The organism is Shinella sp., from assembly GCF_052438155.1.
In the GTDB taxonomy this organism is placed as follows: Bacteria; Pseudomonadota; Alphaproteobacteria; order Rhizobiales; family Rhizobiaceae; genus Shinella.
This window is the reverse complement of the sequence record NZ_JBQVPI010000021.1, coordinates 57136-73195: the sequence shown is the minus strand read 5'-3', so window position 1 is coordinate 73195 and position 16060 is coordinate 57136. Positions and strand designations below refer to the sequence as shown.

Sequence of the window (16060 nt, the reverse complement as noted above, 5' to 3'; positions counted from 1 at the left end):
TGTGCTGCTTGTGGACATCGCCCCTTTCGACCGGCAAAGCCCCTGCCCTTGGGGCTTTCCCTGCGGGAACCGCCGGTCTATAGGTAATCCTCTATCCAGCATGCGGAATTACGAATGGCTTCACCCCTTTTTGTGCTCAACGGCCCCAACCTGAATGCACTCGGCAAACGCGAGCCAGGTATCTATGGCGGCCAGACGCTCGCCGATATCGAAGTGCTCTGCAAGGCCGAGGGCGAAAAGCTGGGTTTTGCCGTCGATTTCCGCCAATCCAACCATGAAGGCGACCTGGTCGACTGGATCCACGAGGCCGGCGACGTTGCCGTCGGCATCGCCATCAATGCCGGCGCCTATACCCACACCTCGATCGCCCTGCATGACGCCATTCGCGCCATCAAGATCCCGGTGGTCGAACTGCACCTTTCCAACGTGCATGCCCGCGAGGAATTCCGCCACAAATCGATGATCGCGCCCGCCGTCAAGGGCGTCATCTGCGGATTTGGCGCGCAGAGTTATGTCCTTGCGCTCCATGCGCTCTCCTCCATCACGACATAAGAAAAACCAGAGGCTCACTTCCATGGCTGACAAGAAACACGGCATCGATCAGGGTCTGATCCGCGATCTCGCCAACATCCTCAACGAGACCGACCTGACCGAGATCGAAGTGGAGCAGGACGACCTGCGCATCCGCGTCTCGCGCGCCGGCACGCCGCAGTACGTGCAGGCGCCGATGGCGGCTCCGGCACCTGCTTACGCCGCGCCCGCTGCTGCCGCAGCCGCTCCGGTCGTCGACGCGCGCAACAACAAGAATGCCGTCACGGCCCCGATGGTCGGCACGGCCTACCTGTCGCCCGCACCGGGTTCGCGCCCCTTCATCGAGGTTGGCGCAACGGTCAAGGAAGGCCAGACCATCCTTATCATCGAAGCCATGAAGACGATGAACCAGATCCCGGCGCCGCGCTCGGGCAAGGTCACCGAAATCCTCGTGCAGGATTCGAGCCCGGTCGAGTACGGCGAACCGCTGATCATCATCGAATAAGGCGGCCCCCATGATCTCCAAAGTCCTCATTGCCAACCGCGGCGAAATCGCCCTTCGGGTCCTTCGGGCCTGCAAGGAGCTCGGCATCGCCACGGTTGCCGTGCATTCGACGGCGGATGCCGACGCCATGCATGTCCGCCTTGCCGACGAGAGCGTGTGCATCGGCCCGCCGCCGTCGCGCGAAAGCTACCTGAACATCCACCAGATCGTGGCCGCCTGCGAGATCACCGGCGCCGACGCCGTGCATCCGGGCTACGGCTTCCTGTCGGAAAACGCCAAGTTCGCGGAAATTCTTGACGCGCATGGCATCACCTTCATCGGCCCGACGGCGGAACACATCCGCATCATGGGCGACAAGATCACCGCCAAGAAGACGGCGCAGGAGCTTGGTATCCCGGTCGTTCCGGGTTCTGACGGCGAAGTGAAGCCGGAGAACGCGCTGGAAATTGCGCGCCAGATCGGCTTTCCCGTGCTCATCAAGGCCACCGCCGGCGGCGGCGGTCGCGGCATGAAGGTTGCCAAGAACGAGGACGATCTCGACGAAGCGGTCTCCACGGCCCGTTCCGAGGCGCTTGCCGCCTTCGGCAACGACGCGGTCTACATGGAAAAGTACCTCGGCAAGCCGCGCCATATCGAAATCCAGGTCGTCGGCGACGGCATGGGCAATGCCGTGCATCTGGGTGAACGCGACTGCTCGCTGCAGCGCCGCCACCAGAAGGTCTGGGAAGAAGCCAATTCGCCTGCCCTCAATGTCGAGCAGCGCATGAAGATCGGCCAGGTCTGCGCCGACGCCATGAAGAAGTTGAAATACCGCGGCGCGGGCACGGTCGAGTTCCTCTACGAGAACGGCGAGTTCTATTTCATCGAGATGAACACCCGCCTCCAGGTGGAGCATCCCATCACCGAAGCGATCACCGGCATCGACCTCGTGCACGAGCAGATCCGCGTCGCCTCCGGTGCCGGCCTGTCGGTAACCCAGGAAGAGGTCATCTTTTCCGGCCATGCCATCGAGTGCCGCATCAATGCGGAAGACCCGCGCACCTTCGTCCCCTCGCCGGGCACGATCACGCATTTTCACGCACCAGGCGGACTGGGCGTGCGTGTGGATTCGGGCGTCTATCAGGGCTACAAGATCCCGCCCTACTACGACAGCCTGATCGGCAAGCTCATCGTGCACGGCCGCACCCGCGTCGAATGCATGATGCGCCTGCGCCGCGTGCTGGACGAGTTCGTCATCGACGGCATCAAGACGACGCTGCCGCTCTTTCAGGACCTGATCGGCAACCAGGACATCGCCAACGGCGATTATGATATCCATTGGCTGGAGAACTATCTGGCCAATAAGACCGACGCCTGAGGGCGTCGGTTATGGCAGGGCGTCGCAGCCGTCACCCGGAGATAACACCGGAGCTTTTGCTGCGCGCCTATTCCATCGGGCTTTTCCCGATGGCCGATTCGGCGGACGACCCGGAGCTGTTCTGGGTCGAGCCGGACATGCGGGGCGTCATCCCGCTCGATGACTTTCACGTCTCGCGCAGTCTCGCAAAAACCATCCGCAAAAGCCCCTTCGACATCCGCTTCGATAGTGCCTTTGACGCCGTGCTCGCCGCTTGCGCGGAAGCGGCACCCGACCGCCCCTCCACCTGGATCAACACGAAAATCAAATCGCTCTATGGCACCCTGCACCGCATGGGCCATGCGCATTCGGTCGAGGCGTGGGAGGGCGATCAGCTCGTCGGCGGGCTCTATGGCGTCTCGCTGGGCGCCGCGTTCTTCGGTGAAAGCATGTTTTCACGGCGCACCGATGCCTCGAAGATCTGCCTCGTGCACCTCGTGGAGCGGCTCAAGGACCGCGGCTTCCGCCTGCTCGACACGCAATTCACCACCGAGCACCTGAAGACGTTCGGGGCGATCGACGTGCCGAAGATAGAGTACGAAGACATGCTGGCCAACGCGCTGGCGTCGCCGCATCTACCGTTTTGAACGGATAGAAACCTTACTGGCTCTTCGTCTCGCCGTCTTCCGGCGGCGGCACTTCGGACTTTGCCTTGCACTCGACGAGCCAGACGTCATAGACGGGGTGCTCGACAGCGTTGAGGCCGGGGCTGTCGGCGAACATCCAGCCGGTGAAGATGCGGCGGATCTTCCGGTCGAGCGTGATCTCGTCGACCTCGACGAAGGTCGTGACCTTCTGCGCCTCGGTATCGTCGCGGCTATAACAAACCTTCGGCGTCACCTGCAGCGCGCCGAACTGTACCGTCTCACCGATATAGACGTCGAAATTGGTGATGCGGCCGGTGATCTTGTCTATGCCGGAGAACACGGCGACCGGGTTTTCGATGCGCGCGGCGTTCGACGCGACGGGCATCAACGCAACGCCTGCGGCCGCGGCTGCAAGCACAGCAACAAGGAACCGCCGACCGGCGTTTGCCCGTGAAAACCAGACTGTCATTGATTGCCGTCTCCTGCGATCCGTTCCGGCGTTCGCCGGTCGCTTGGAGCTACCGGCGAATTGTGGCCAAATCGGTATCAGTTGCCCGGCGTCCAGGCGTCATAGTCGCCGGTCACGCGCGGACGCTCGCCAGCAACGGCGATCGAACCCGGCGGGCGGTAAGCCTGCGCGGTGCCGGTCCCGTTCGGACGGTGCCCCACCTGCCATTCGCGCGGCGTGTACTCTTCGTCAGCCGGCGAAACGTCCGTGCGATGGTGCATCCAGCCATGCCAGCCCGGCGGGATGGCGGAGGCATCGGCATAGCCGTTATAGATTACCCAGCGGCGCGTGCGGCCTTCCGAATCCTTGGCGCTGCCCTGATAATAGACATTGCCCAACTCGTCCTGGCCGACCTTTTTGCCGAAGCGCCAGGTGTGAAAGCGGGTGCCGATCGTCTGACCGTTCCACCAGGTGAAAATCTGCTTGAGAAGGTTCATGGGCTGGCGTCCTTGGCAGGGCCATGCCGGAAGCGCGGCCCGAGACTGATAGTTCTACCCCGCGCATGGCGGGCGATATTCTTCCGCTTATGGCGCGGTGACGCCTGAATGTCCAGCGATTCCCGCGCGTTCGCACATGGCTTTTCGTCGCGCTCAGCCGCCGAGCGGCTTCTCGTAGACATCCAGCGGCACGCCGGAGATGTTATCGGCGGTATGCTGCGCCTCACCCACCTTGGTGAAGCCGTGCGCAGCGTAGAAGCCGACCGCAGCGTCATTGCGCGGATCGACCTCCAGCACCATGGAATTGGCATCGGGAAAGCAGGATTCGAGCTCGGCGAACATGTCGCGGCCGATCCCCTGGCGCTGGAAGCGCGGCAGCACATAGAGCTGATGGAGAAACGCCGCCTTCGGCCGCTCCTTCGACATGGCGACATAGCCCATGCCGGCAAGCTCCTTGCCATTGTCGGCGACGACGAATTCGCTGTCCTTGCGCCCCAGCCGGGCCTTCAACGCCGGCACCGCATGCCAGCGCGCGGTGATCTCGCTCACCTTGTCGGCGCCATAGAGCGCGTCATAGGTGGCGTGCCACGTCTCGGCCAGAAGCGCGCTGACCTTCGCCAGATCCTGCTCGGAAGCCGTGCGGACGAAGAACATGAAAGATTCCTTTTGTTCTGAAGCAATTCCGGACGGAAAACCGCTTCACACTTTTGCTGGAACTGCTTCAGTCCTCGATGCCGAGCTTGGCCTTGACCAGCGCCTGCACAGCCTGCGGATTGGCCTTGCCGCCCGTCGCCTTCATCACCTGGCCGACGAACCAGCCTGCCAGCGTCGGCTTGGCCAGAACCTTGGCCACCTGATCGGGATTGGCGGCGATGATCTCGTCGACAGCCTTCTCGATGGCGCCGGTATCAGTCACCTGCTTCATGCCGCGCGATTCTGCAAACTGACGAACATCAATCTCAGTAGCCACCTCGCTATAAGGCACGCTAATTTCGATCCATAAAGCATCTGCAAGATCTTTGGCCATTTTGCTTGAGATCGTTCCGTCTGAAACCATCGAAATAATGGTTGAGTTGGCAGATGGAGAAAACGGGCCGGTTTGCACTGTCTTTCCCGAGCTGTTCAATCGGCCAAAATATTCATTAATCAGCCAGTTTGCGGCAGTTTTTGGCGTAGCACCCTTAGCAATCATCTCCTCAAAGTAGTCCGCCGTTTCTTTTTCCGAGACGAGCACCGAGGCATCGTAGACCGAAAGGCCGAGATCCTTGACGAAGCGGATCTTCTTGTCATCCGGCAGTTCCGGCAGGTCGGCCAGAAGTTTGCCGACGAATTCGTTGTCGAACTCCAGCGGCAGCAGGTCCGGATCAGGGAAGTAGCGGTAATCGTGCGCGTCTTCCTTCGAGCGCATGGAGCGCGTCTCGCCCTTGCCCGGATCGAAGAGACGGGTTTCCTGGTCGATCGAACCGCCGTCTTCCAGAATGCCGATCTGGCGGCGGGCTTCGTATTCGATCGCCTGGCCCATGAAGCGGATGGAGTTGACGTTCTTGATCTCGCAGCGCGTGCCGAACCCTTCGCCCGGACGGCGCACGGAGACGTTGACGTCGGCGCGCATCGAGCCTTCGTCCATGTTACCGTCGCAGGTGCCGAGGTAGCGCACGATGGAGCGCAGCTTCGTCATATAGGCCTTCGCCTCGTCCGACGAGCGCATGTCCGGCTTGGAGACGATCTCCATCAGCGCGACGCCCGAACGGTTGAGGTCGACATAGGACATGGTCGGATGCTGGTCGTGCATCGACTTGCCGGCGTCCTGCTCAAGGTGCAGACGCTCTATACCGATCTCAATATCTTCAAAGTTGCCCTGGCGGTCGGGGCCGAGCGAGATGACGATCTTGCCTTCGCCGACGATCGGATCCTTGTACTGCGAAATCTGGTAGCCCTGCGGCAGGTCCGGATAGAAGTAGTTCTTGCGGTCGAAGATCGAGCGGTGGTTGATCTGGGCCTTCAGGCCGAGACCGGTGCGCACGGCCTGGCGCACGCATTCCTCGTTGATGACTGGCAGCATGCCGGGCATGGCCGCATCGACGAGCGAAACGTTGGCGTTCGGCGCCTTGCCGAACTCGGTGGAGGCGCCGGAGAAGAGCTTGGAATTCGAAAGAACCTGCGCATGCACCTCCAGGCCGATGATCACCTCCCAGTCGCCAGTGGCACCGGGGATGAAGCGTTTCGGATCGGGGGTACGGACGTCGACGAGGGTCATGGCAGGCTCTTGGCTGTGGTGTCTTCGGTGCTGTCTCGGTAGAACATATGGGCAGGCGGCGCAAGGTTTTCGGCGGGCGCCGCTCGCCGTCGTTAGCCAAGTCGCAAGGATGATCGGCTAAAAGCATGCAATGGGCACGCCAACAGCGCTTCTGATCATTTTTCTCCTCTTCAACGTCGTGACGTTCTGCCTCTTCTGGTGGGACAAGGAAGCCGCGCGCGATGGCGATTGGCGCGTTTCCGAAGCGCGACTGCTGCAATTCGCCTTCATCGGCGGCAGCCTCGGCGCCTTCGCCGGGCAACGCCTGTTGCGGCACAAGACACGCAAGGAACCGTTCCGCACGCAGTTGCTGGCAATCCTGATTCTGCACGCGGTTCTGGCCCCCACGACGCTGATCTTCGGCCCTACCTTGTATCGGATGCTGCAAGCCGGCTGACACTCCGCTCCCCGGTCCGGGTTGACACTCACAGCTATTCGTAACTATTATTGTTACATGAAAAGAAACAGCCGACTTTCCGCCGTGCTTCACGCACTCATACATATGGCCGAACGCGACGCGCCGATGACCTCGGACGATCTCGCACTCTGCCTCGATACCAACGCCGTCGTCGTCCGGCGCACCATGGCCGGGCTTCGCGATGCCGGCATCGTGCAATCCGGCCGCGGCCATGGCGGCGGCTGGCATTTCGCAAGGCCGCTTGCCGATATCTCGCTGCTCGACATTTACAACGCGCTCGGCGAGCCGATCGTCTTCCAGATCGGTGCTGCCACGGAAATGCCGGGCTGCGTGGTCGAGCAATCCGTCAACCGGGTGATCGGCGATGCGCTGAAGGATGCGGAAGCAATCCTGATGGCACGTTTCGCCGGCACGACACTCGCCAACCTCGCCGAGGATTTCCGCGCGGCGGCCGCAGCCAAGCGCGCCCGCGCAGATACCGGCTAAGCCGCAACAACGTCCCTATCCGCATCGTCAACGACCGGCACCGCCGGGCGAACGATGCCGCTTGTTCCAGAAAGGATGAAACCATGACCGAAGATGCCATCATCATCGGCGGGGGCTTTGCCGGCCTTTCCGCCGCCATGCAGCTTGCCCGCGCCCGCCGCCGCATCACCATCTTGGACACCGGCGAGCCGCGCAATCGCTTCTCCGCCCATTCGCACGGCTTTCTCGCGCAGGATGGCCGGCCGGGGCGCGATATCCTCGCCGATGCCCGTCGCCAGCTTGCCGCCTACGAGACCGTCACCTTCCGCGATGTGCCGGCCGAAACGCTGGAGGGCGAGAGGGACGCTTTTTCCGTGCTCACCGGCGATGGCGGGCGTATAGATGCACGGCGCGTGCTGCTCGCTACCGGTTTCGAAGATCAGCTGCCGGCGATCCCCGGCCTTGCAGAGCGCTGGGGCACGACGGTGCTGCATTGCCCCTATTGCCACGGCTACGAGGTCGGCGGCGGCGCGGTCGGCGTACTGGCCCGAACCGCCGAAGCGGCGCGATTCGCGGCTGTCGTCGCCGATTGGGGCGATGTCACCCTCTTCACCAATGCCGTGCCGGAACCGGACGACGAGGCGCTTGCCGTGCTTGCCGAGCGCAATGTGAAACTGCGGCCGGGCCGCGTTACCGCAATCGCGGACGGGCCGGATGGCATGCTGTCGGTCGAGACCGGGCCGGGCATTCCGACACTGGTCAAGGCGCTCTTCGTCATGCCGGAGGCACGGGTGCGCAGCGCCATCCCGGCAGACCGCGGCCTCAAACTCAAGGAAACGCCGATCGGCAATATTCTCCACACCGACGACATGGGCCAGACATCCCTGCCCGGCCTCTATGCCGCCGGCGACATTGCGCTTGGTCCGGCCAATATCTCGCTTGCCGCAGCCAATGGGGTCAAAACCGCCGTGATGCTGCATCACTCGCTGATCTGGCCTGCGCATTGACGCAGCAGCGACGCTTGGTTATTTCAAGACGTCCGCACATGGAGTTTTGATGTCTAACTCGTCTGAGACCTGCTGAGGACCCTGCCCGCTAGTCAATGCGCGCAGGGTCGGAAAAACGATGAACCCTGCCACCCCGTGGGTGGCAGAACGTTTTTTCGCGTTCATTCGAACGCCAGACGGATCACTCAAGACAATGGACATTTCGCGCGCCGAACAGCGCATTCTCCACCTGCTCGCCCAGGGCGGCAGGATCGACATCGAAAAAGATGAAAACCGAAAGATCGCAACGGTCTCGTGCATTACGCGGGACGGCTGGCGCGCGGGCGGGCTCGACGTCGAGCTCTTCCGCAAGCTGAAACGCCGGCGTTGCATCGCGTCATCCGGTGGCAAGCCTTACCGCATCACGCAGCGGGGTTTGGTGCTGGTGCGAGCACAACTGGATAACCAGTGAAAAGATGGGAGGCGCGGCGAAAGCTCGCCTCCCGTTTCAAAACCCGCCCGGCCCATAACCGATGGGTTCTTCCGCGATCAGCTGCCGGCGTAGCCCGACCGATTCCACATCCCTGTCGAGACGCGGTTGATAGTCGACCGAGAGCCAACTGACCGAGTAACCGTGTTTCTGGAAGAAACCGACGGCGGCCGTGTTGCGCGCATGGGTCTGAAGGCGTGCCGCCTCGAAGCCGGCGGCAAGGATTTCCTCTTCCATGGCGTCGAGCAAGGCGGCGCCCAGACCTTTCTTCTGCTGGGGCGGATCGACCCAGAGATCGGTGATCTCGTCATCCAGAGCTTCGCGCGAGGCCCAGCCGGCCAGCACGCCGTCGATCTCGGCCACAGTTACCCGCAACCAATGGGCGCCCAGAAACTGCTGGAAGGCGGAGCGCGCATTGTCCCGTCGCACTTGAAGGTCGGCCACGCCCACCACGGCCTGCTCCCAGGCCCGCACACCGATCTCGACGACGGCGAGCACATCCGCTTCACGGGCATTGCGAACAGTGATCATGACCGGCCCCTTCCGACACTATGAAAGCACTGCACGAGGGACTTGGCGAGGGAGACAAAAGGCTATCCACGGAGATGATGCGAGGGACCGTGTGAAAACGTCGACGCCAAAGACCAGGCCTCAACCTCTCCTTCGTCACGGCCTGGCCCGACCATCCACACTCCGCACTCGCCAATGGATCCTCGACGCAAGGCCGAGGATGACGTCGAGGGTGGGAAAAGGTCTTTCCGAAACGAAACCGCCCGGCCTTTCGGCCGGACGATCCCTTACTTGTCGCGGAGCTGGACGATGTCGTTCATCAGACCAGCGGTACCATTGTGGATGGTCAGGCGTTCCACCTTGCCGGCGATGGCTTCCAGAGCTTCGAGCTCCTTCAGCCGCAACATGACCGGGTTTTCCGCCATCACCTTCGCCGTGTTGAGCAACGAACGGGTGGCGTTCGTTTCCTCGCGGCGGCGAATGACGTTGGCTTCTGCCTGCTTCTCCGCAGCGACGACCTGGTTGAGGATATCGCGCATCTCGCCCGGCAGGATCACGTCCTTGAGCTCGATGGCCGAAACCTCGACACCAATCGCCGCCATGTCGGCGCGCACCTTCTCGGCGGCTTCCGCGTTGACCGTCACCTTGCGTTCAAGGATCTGGTCGAGCGTCAGCGTGCCGAGCGTCTGGCGAAAGGCGAACTGCAATGCCCGGTACAGGGCATCGGCAAAGTCCTTCACGTCAGACACCGCCTTCAGCGGATCGACGACGCGGTACTCGGCTGCAATGTTCACCCGGATCGTCACCTTGTCGCGGGTAAGCAGTTCCTGACCGGTCACGTCGAGCGACTGGCGCTTCAGGTCGACCAAGCGCACCTGGATCGTCTTTCCGACGTTCCAGAAGGCGGAGAGACCCGGCTCCAGCATGCGCTGATAGCTGCCGTCGACGAAGAGCAGGCCGACCTGACCGTCGTTGACGAGGAAGGCCGTCGTGAGCTCCGTGCGGCGGGCGCGTGTCAGGCGGCGCATCAGCTCCGGGTCGATGTCAAGCCGGTTCGTCAGGTCGACGCGCGTCTCGGTCCACGGGCCGGCCGCGTTCCAGACCACGAGCTTCTGGTTCGGCGCAAGCACCGCATGCAGCTCGCCGTCGCGCTCGACGACGGCCACCTCACGGCTGCCCGTCCGGAAGACCGTCAGTTCGCGTGCTGCCACCTCCGGGAGCGTATCGAACAACGACTTCTCATAGGCCGAGGTGAAGGCCGACCGGTTCACGTCATGGCGCTCCAGCTCGAGCATGCCGCGGCGGTTCGGCAGGGCGTGCTCACCCGGTCCGAAAATGCCGAGCACCTCTCCCCTGTAGAGGGCGAGCACCCGTTCGTTGGCCTTCACGAGGACGCGCTGGCGCCCCAAAATCATATCGAGAAACATCGTCATTGTTCTTGCTCCTTCGGGTCATACACTACGTCACGAACCGATCTTCCTTTCGTTTCTGGTTTCGACTGCCACCGGCGTATTTTCCCGCCAGTTCCCTTGAAACCCTTGATCGCCGCGGGGAACCTGCGGGCGGGGGCATGCAAGCACTTTTCACTCGCAATTCCGGACGCAAAACCGCTGCGCACTTTTGCTGGAATTGCGATGATCCAAGGACCGGATGACGGCCATCGGCGGCGGGTTTTCGGGAGAGGACCGCGCGGCCTTTCGGCGGGCTCGGGAACCGCGGGCTCCCTTGCTGGCCTGAAGGCGGCTTGGCCGTCACCGCGAACCGGACCGCAAACGTCCGGCGTCGGGCTTTCCGGAAGCGAACCTTTCGGCCCGTTCCCGATCTGCCGTCCGCAGTCCGGTCCCCGGACCGGATATGAGACAGCTTGGAAGGCTGTTGGAGAAGGATTTGAACCTTCGACTTCAGAACCTAAATCTGATGCTCTACCACTGAGCTATCCACTGGAGCAGACAACGGGAATCGAACCCGCGACCTTCGGAACTCAACCGACGCTCTACCGCTGAGCTAGGTCCGCAAACGGTCATTCTGGGCGCGGCATCCGTACACGACGACGGCAGGGCCGCCTCGCGCGGGAGGAGCGTTAAAACTCCATCCGTTGACATCCGCACCGGCTGAACGACCGGGAGAGCGCGTTTATTCTCAACTTTTGGGGGAATCAAGCCAAAAAGGCACAGGTGCGCCTATCGTAGCGGTAGGTGTTGCCGTCACGACACGTTCTGGGCGCTGGCATGGTCGCCGGGCTGCCCCCTCATCCGGCCCCTACGGGCCACCTTCTCCCCGCTGGGGAGAAGGGAAAACGCGACGTCAGCGATCTTCCCCTTCTCCCCAGCGGGGAGAAGGTGCCGGCAGGCGGATGAGGGGGGAGAAGCCAGCCGGGGTCGATCGAATTTACCTGACCCTTACCACCACTTGTTCGGCGTGAAGCGGCCGGCGGCTTTTTCGATGACATGCGCCGTCTTGAAGAGGATTTCCTCCTCGAAGGGCTTGCCGATGAGCTGCAGGCTGAGCGGCAGGCCCTTGTGGTCGAGGCCGGCGGGTACGGAGAGGCCCGGCAGGCCCGCCATGTTCACGGTGACGGTGAAAATGTCCTGGAGATACATCTTGACCGGATCGGACGCGAGCTCCTCGTCGGCGATGCCGAAGGCGGAGGATGGCGTCGCGGGGGTCAGGATCGCGTCGACGCCGGCATTGAAGGCGAGTTCGAAGTCGCGCTTGATCAGCGTGCGCACCTTCTGGGCCTGGAGATAATAGGCATCGTAATAGCCAGCCGACAGCACATAAGTGCCGATCATGATGCGGCGCTTGACTTCGGTGCCGAAGCCCGCAGCGCGGGTCTTCTCGTACATGTCGACGATGTCCTTGCCGTCGACGCGCAGGCCGTAACGCACACCGTCATAACGGGCGAGGTTCGATGAGGCTTCGGCAGGCGCGACGATGTAGTAGGCCGGCAGCGCATATTTGGTGTGCGGAAGCGAAATGTCGATGATCTCGGCACCGGCTTCCTTCAGCCAGGCGATACCCTGTTGCCAGAGCGCCTCGATCTCTTCCGGCATGCCATCGACGCGGTATTCGCGCGGGATGCCGATGCGCATGCCCTTCAGCGACTGGCCAAGCGAGGCTTCGTAATCCGGAACGGCCAAATCGACGGAGGTCGTGTCCTTGGCGTCGACACTGGCCATGGACTTCAAGAGGATTGCCGCATCGCGCACGTCGCGGGCGATCGGGCCGGCCTGGTCGAGCGACGAGGCGAAGGCTGCGATGCCCCAGCGCGAGCAGCGGCCATAGGTCGGCTTGATGCCGACGGTGCCGGTAAAGGCGGCAGGCTGGCGGATCGAGCCGCCGGTATCCGTTGCGGTCGCACCGGCGCAGAGGAAGGCGGCCACGGCAGCGGCCGAACCCCCGGACGAACCGCCGGGCACGAGGTCGGCGTTCGAGCCCTTGGCGCGCCACGGGTTCTTGACCGGGCCGTAATAGGAACTCTCGTTGGATGAGCCCATGGCGAACTCGTCCATGTTCAGCTTGCCGAGCATGACGGCGCCGGCGTCCCACAGGTTCTGGGTAACGGTCGATTCGTATTTCGGCTTGAAGCCGTCGAGGATGTGGCTGCACGCCTGCGTATGCACGCCCTCGGTCGCAAACAGGTCCTTGATGCCGAGCGGGATGCCCTCCAGCGCGCCGGCCTTGCCGGCGGCGATGCGGCCGTCGGAGGCCTTCGCCATGTCGCGCGCCTTTTCCGGCGTCACAGCGACATAGGCGTTGAGCGCGCCGTTCGCCGCATCGATCGCGCCGAGATAGGCGTCCGTCAGTTCGACGGCGGTGATCTCCTTGGCGCCGAGCTTTTCGCGGGCTTCGGCAATGGTCAGGCGGGTCAGATCGGTCATGGTGCGGTCACTTCGGGTCAGGCAGCGAGAAGCTGCTTTTGGTAAAAGACGGAAAAAGGTGAGTCCGGATAGTCGAGCACGGGGCCGCAGCGGGAAAAGCCGGCCTTCTCGTAGATTGCCCAGGCCGCCGGGTGCTGGTCGCCTGTTTCGAGCACGAGCGTTTCCAGCCCCTCCCGTTCGGCAACGCTCTGGATCTCGCCGAGGATGCGCCGGCCGATGCCCTGTCCCTGCCATTCCGGCCGGGTGAACATGCGCTTCACCTCGCCCACCGTCTCGGAATGGCGTTTCAGCGCGCCGCAGCCGACGACGGTGTCGCCGTCGCGGGCGATCCAGACCGTGACGGTCGGCTCGGCCATCTGCTCGACGGTGAGATGATAACACGCCTCCGGCGGTGAGAGCGCGAGCAGGACCGTGTTCAGCTCCGCGATCAGCGTGCGAACCTCATCCTGCAACGGGCTTTCGACAGCGATGGTGACGGGCAAGGATTACTCCACAACCTTTGGAACCTGGAAGAAATTGCGGTCTGTCGCCGGCGCATTCGCGACGATGTCATCCGCCTTGCTGCCGTCGCTGACGACGTCGTCGCGCTTGCGCATGACCATCGGCGTGACGGAGGTCATCGGCTCGACGCCGTCGACATTCACTTCGGACAGTTGCTCGACGAAGCCGAGGATGCCGTTCAGCTCGCCGGTCATGCGGTTTGCCTCGTCCTCGCTGACGGCGATGCGGGCAAGACGCGCGACGCGCTTCACGGTGGCTAGATCTACGGACATGGATGGTCTCCGATAGGAAATTTCTACCCGCTATACTGACCAAGCCCAAGAGGCGCAACGGGGGAATGGTCCTTCCACGCCCCCCTCGCCTCGTTTTCGGGCACTTAGCGCGAGACGGTACTGCCGACGCCCGGCACTTCGATCTTCGAGGATGTGCCGTCCATCGCCTGCACGAAGAGGTCGGCGGTCTGGTCGATGATGCCGAAGGAACCGTAGTGGCAGGGAATGACGGTGTCGAACTTGAAGAAGCGCTGGCAGGCAAGCGCGGCCACGGCACCGCCCATCGTAAAACGGTCGCCGATCGGCACGAGGCCGATTTCCGGCTGGTGCAGCTCGTGGATCAGCGCCATGTCGGAAAAGATATCCGTGTCGCCCATGTGATAGAGCGTCGGGTCTTCCTCGAAATGCAGAACGAGACCGTTGGCATTGCCGAGCGAGTGAGAGACGCCGTCTTCGGTGATCTGCGCAGAAGAATGCAGTGCGTTGACGAAGGTCGTCGAAAACCCGTCGAAATGCACGGTGCCGCCGGTATTGCCCATGTCGACCTTTTCCACACCCTTGGCGCCCAGCCAGGCGGCAAGATCGGCATTCGCCAGCACGGTCGCGCCGGTTTCCCTGGCGATCTGGATCGTGTCGCCGACATGGTCGCCGTGGCCGTGGGTGAGCAAGATGTGCGTGAGGCCGGCGACAGCATCCTTGCGGGTCGATTCGTCGAAAGCGGGATTGCCGGTGAAGAACGGATCGATGAGGATTCTTGCCTTGGCGGTTTCGATCCGGAAGGCCGAATGGCCGAGCCAGGTGATCTTCATGACGTTTCTCCTGTTATGAGTAGTTGCGGAATATAGATCCGGCGAATGCCGTTTCCATCCATCTCGAGATCGTTATAAGCGTGGCGATAGAGATGGAGCAACGCCCGGCAGCCCGCCGGTGATGCACCATCCACGCAAGGAGCCGCCATGAGCGACGACGATTACATCTATGACGAAGCCACCGGCGAATGGCGCCCCGCCTCCGAGATTGCAGCCGCGAAAGCCGCGCTCAACGTGGTGCGCGATGCCAGCGGCACCGTGCTTGTGGATGGCGATTCGGTCGTGCTGATCAAGGATCTGAAGGTGAAGGGTGCGGGCCAGACGCTGAAGCAGGGCACGGTGATCAAGACGATCCGCCTGACCGACAACCCGGAAGAAATCGACTGCCGGCACGATGCCATCAAGGGGCTGGTGCTGCGCACGGAATTCGTCCGCAAGCGCTGAAAAGGGTCTGCCCATGGCAACGTTGACACTGGAAGAACTGGCTGAGACGCTTGGCCCCCGCCAGCCGATCGCCGGCCTCGACCTCGGCACGAAGACGATCGGCCTGTCGGTTTCCGATCTCGGCCGGCGGCTGGCAACGCCGCGACCGGTGCTGAAGCGCGTGAAATTCACGCAGGATGCAGAACTGCTGCTGGCCTTCGCGGCCAAGGAAAAGGTCGTCGCCTTCGTTATCGGCCTGCCTGTCAACATGGATGGCAGCGCCGGCCCGCGCGTTCAGGCAACACGCGCCTTCGTGCGCTCGATGAGCGAAAAGACCGACATCCCCTTCGTCTACTGGGACGAGCGGCTGTCAACGGTGGCGGCAGAGCGCACGCTGATCGAGATGGATGTGTCGCGCAAGAAGCGGGCCGAGCGTATCGACTCGGCCGCCGCCTCCTTCATTCTTCAGGGCGCGCTGGACAGGCTATCGTCTCTCGCAAGAACACCCGACGACGACTGACGGCGGGCCTGCCACCAGGCAAAAATCTGCTTGCGGCGGCGGAACGCGATGATGCCGAGCACCAGAAAACTGTCGAAGATGATGGCGCGCAGCACGAGCGGCGGAAGGCTTTCCGGCGGAATGCCGAGGATATGGCCATAGATCTGGAACACCAGATCATGCGTATCCCGCGTCAGCATGAAGAAGCCGAAGCTCATGTCGTAATAGGAAAGCCCGTACCAGCTGCCAAGCAGCGCAATCGGGCCGGCCCAGAGAATCAGGAACCACTTCATGCAGCCCTCCTCTTCATCGCGAGGAGGTCGCCGGCAGCGAAGATCATCTCGCTCACCGCCACGCTCCCGACAAGCACGAGCAACGGTACGGAGATATCAACCGCAACAAAGCAAAACAGGGTCGTCATGACCGAAATCCGGGCCGTTCTGGCCATACTCAGCACTCGCTCGCATGGTTAACACCAAGTGAATGGTACCTTCACCCGTTAACCTTCAGCGCGCAACGTAAAGCCTTCATTAAGGTTAATTTCCA

Annotated in this window: 22 protein-coding genes and 2 tRNA genes; 10 read left to right on the top strand and 14 right to left on the bottom strand. The window is 62.5% G+C overall.

Annotated elements, in window-relative coordinates; genetic code table 11:
• Positions 1–114: 114 nt before the first annotated feature.
• Genes aroQ through aat form a run of 4 tightly spaced genes read left to right on the top strand, consistent with a single transcriptional unit; the run spans position 115 to position 3019 of the window.
• A complete protein-coding gene (gene aroQ, locus ACT6VE_RS26605; protein ID WP_069059063.1) occupies positions 115–552 on the top strand; it encodes a type II 3-dehydroquinate dehydratase in 438 nt (145 codons plus the stop codon).
• A 22-nt stretch (positions 553–574) separates the two neighbouring features.
• Positions 575–1036 carry an acetyl-CoA carboxylase biotin carboxyl carrier protein gene (gene accB, locus ACT6VE_RS26600; protein ID WP_444801333.1) on the top strand — a complete coding sequence of 154 codons (462 nt, stop codon included), beginning with the start codon at positions 575–577 and terminating at the stop codon, positions 1034–1036.
• A gap of 10 nt (positions 1037–1046) precedes the next feature.
• The gene (gene accC, locus ACT6VE_RS26595) at positions 1047–2393 is read left to right on the top strand and encodes an acetyl-CoA carboxylase biotin carboxylase subunit (protein ID WP_444801332.1); all 1347 of its coding nucleotides are present in this window, start codon (positions 1047–1049) and stop codon (positions 2391–2393) included.
• 11 nt (positions 2394–2404) lie between these two features.
• Entirely contained in the window at positions 2405–3019 is a 615-nt protein-coding gene (gene aat, locus ACT6VE_RS26590; RefSeq protein ID WP_444801331.1) for a leucyl/phenylalanyl-tRNA--protein transferase, read from the top strand.
• Positions 3020–3032: 13 nt separating this feature from the next.
• On the opposite strand, the gene ACT6VE_RS26585 is transcribed toward aat, so the two are convergent.
• The 4 genes from ACT6VE_RS26585 to gatB form a co-directional block, all read right to left on the bottom strand.
• Positions 3033–3488, bottom strand: coding sequence for a DUF2155 domain-containing protein (locus ACT6VE_RS26585; RefSeq protein WP_444801330.1), 456 nt, complete (start codon positions 3486–3488; stop codon positions 3033–3035).
• Between the two features lie 77 nt (positions 3489–3565).
• On the bottom strand, positions 3566–3964 hold the full coding sequence (locus tag ACT6VE_RS26580; protein ID WP_069059067.1) for an NADH:ubiquinone oxidoreductase subunit NDUFA12: 399 nt from the start codon (positions 3962–3964) through the stop codon (positions 3566–3568).
• A gap of 153 nt (positions 3965–4117) precedes the next feature.
• Positions 4118–4618: a GNAT family N-acetyltransferase gene (locus ACT6VE_RS26575; RefSeq protein ID WP_444801329.1), complete on the bottom strand. Its 501-nt coding sequence runs from the start codon at positions 4616–4618 to the stop codon at positions 4118–4120.
• A 67-nt stretch (positions 4619–4685) separates the two neighbouring features.
• The gene (gatB, locus tag ACT6VE_RS26570; protein ID WP_444801328.1) at positions 4686–6221 is read right to left on the bottom strand and encodes an Asp-tRNA(Asn)/Glu-tRNA(Gln) amidotransferase subunit GatB; all 1536 of its coding nucleotides are present in this window, start codon (positions 6219–6221) and stop codon (positions 4686–4688) included.
• A gap of 130 nt (positions 6222–6351) precedes the next feature.
• On the opposite strand from gatB, the gene ACT6VE_RS26565 reads away from it, so the two are divergent.
• The 4 genes from ACT6VE_RS26565 to ACT6VE_RS26550 all read left to right on the top strand — a co-directional run bounded on the left by ACT6VE_RS26565 (position 6352) and on the right by ACT6VE_RS26550 (position 8601).
• Entirely contained in the window at positions 6352–6657 is a 306-nt protein-coding gene (locus ACT6VE_RS26565; protein ID WP_444801327.1) for a DUF1294 domain-containing protein, read from the top strand.
• Between the two features lie 57 nt (positions 6658–6714).
• Positions 6715–7164: an RrF2 family transcriptional regulator gene (locus ACT6VE_RS26560; protein ID WP_444801326.1), complete on the top strand. Its 450-nt coding sequence runs from the start codon at positions 6715–6717 to the stop codon at positions 7162–7164.
• 83 nt (positions 7165–7247) lie between these two features.
• Positions 7248–8150, top strand: coding sequence for an NAD(P)/FAD-dependent oxidoreductase (locus ACT6VE_RS26555; protein WP_444801325.1), 903 nt, complete (start codon positions 7248–7250; stop codon positions 8148–8150).
• 193 nt (positions 8151–8343) lie between these two features.
• Positions 8344–8601: a YjhX family toxin gene (locus ACT6VE_RS26550; RefSeq protein WP_444801348.1), complete on the top strand. Its 258-nt coding sequence runs from the start codon at positions 8344–8346 to the stop codon at positions 8599–8601.
• 36 nt (positions 8602–8637) lie between these two features.
• Here the strand turns inward: ACT6VE_RS26550 and ACT6VE_RS26545 are convergent, their stop codons facing one another.
• The 8 genes from ACT6VE_RS26545 to ACT6VE_RS26510 form a co-directional block, all read right to left on the bottom strand.
• Positions 8638–9150, bottom strand: a complete 513-nt coding sequence (locus ACT6VE_RS26545; RefSeq protein ID WP_444801324.1) for a GNAT family N-acetyltransferase — start codon at positions 9148–9150, stop codon at positions 8638–8640.
• A 266-nt stretch (positions 9151–9416) separates the two neighbouring features.
• Positions 9417–10562: a slipin family protein gene (locus tag ACT6VE_RS26540; RefSeq protein ID WP_444801323.1), complete on the bottom strand. Its 1146-nt coding sequence runs from the start codon at positions 10560–10562 to the stop codon at positions 9417–9419.
• A 442-nt stretch (positions 10563–11004) separates the two neighbouring features.
• Positions 11005–11069: transfer RNA gene (locus ACT6VE_RS26535), tRNA-Leu, on the bottom strand.
• A gap of 1 nt (position 11070) precedes the next feature.
• Positions 11071–11143, bottom strand: a tRNA-OTHER gene (locus ACT6VE_RS26530).
• Between the two features lie 385 nt (positions 11144–11528).
• Positions 11529–13010 (bottom strand): Asp-tRNA(Asn)/Glu-tRNA(Gln) amidotransferase subunit GatA, encoded by a 1482-nt coding sequence (gatA, locus tag ACT6VE_RS26525; RefSeq protein ID WP_444801322.1) that lies wholly within the window; start codon positions 13008–13010, stop codon positions 11529–11531.
• 17 nt (positions 13011–13027) lie between these two features.
• Positions 13028–13492, bottom strand: coding sequence for a GNAT family N-acetyltransferase (locus ACT6VE_RS26520; RefSeq protein WP_444801321.1), 465 nt, complete (start codon positions 13490–13492; stop codon positions 13028–13030).
• A 3-nt stretch (positions 13493–13495) separates the two neighbouring features.
• The gene (gene gatC, locus ACT6VE_RS26515; protein ID WP_444801320.1) at positions 13496–13783 is read right to left on the bottom strand and encodes an Asp-tRNA(Asn)/Glu-tRNA(Gln) amidotransferase subunit GatC; all 288 of its coding nucleotides are present in this window, start codon (positions 13781–13783) and stop codon (positions 13496–13498) included.
• 104 nt (positions 13784–13887) lie between these two features.
• A complete protein-coding gene (locus ACT6VE_RS26510) occupies positions 13888–14592 on the bottom strand; it encodes a metal-dependent hydrolase (protein WP_444801319.1) in 705 nt (234 codons plus the stop codon).
• Between the two features lie 147 nt (positions 14593–14739).
• Between ACT6VE_RS26510 and ACT6VE_RS26505 the strand changes: the two genes are divergently transcribed.
• Together ACT6VE_RS26505 and ruvX are read left to right on the top strand one after the other, a co-directional pair.
• Positions 14740–15036 carry an alkylphosphonate utilization protein gene (locus ACT6VE_RS26505; RefSeq protein ID WP_444801318.1) on the top strand — a complete coding sequence of 99 codons (297 nt, stop codon included), beginning with the start codon at positions 14740–14742 and terminating at the stop codon, positions 15034–15036.
• A 13-nt stretch (positions 15037–15049) separates the two neighbouring features.
• A complete protein-coding gene (gene ruvX / locus ACT6VE_RS26500; protein WP_444801317.1) occupies positions 15050–15535 on the top strand; it encodes a Holliday junction resolvase RuvX in 486 nt (161 codons plus the stop codon).
• Here ruvX and ACT6VE_RS26495 read toward each other — a convergent pair.
• Both ACT6VE_RS26495 and ACT6VE_RS26490 read right to left on the bottom strand, forming a co-directional pair.
• On the bottom strand, positions 15481–15807 hold the full coding sequence (locus ACT6VE_RS26495) for a DUF6105 family protein (protein ID WP_444801316.1): 327 nt from the start codon (positions 15805–15807) through the stop codon (positions 15481–15483). The two genes, ruvX and ACT6VE_RS26495, sit on opposite strands and share 55 nt — an antisense overlap.
• A complete protein-coding gene (locus ACT6VE_RS26490; RefSeq protein WP_444801315.1) occupies positions 15804–15935 on the bottom strand; it encodes a hypothetical protein in 132 nt (43 codons plus the stop codon). Before ACT6VE_RS26490 ends, ACT6VE_RS26495 begins: the two co-directional genes overlap by 4 nt.
• Positions 15936–16060: the final 125 nt, after the last annotated feature.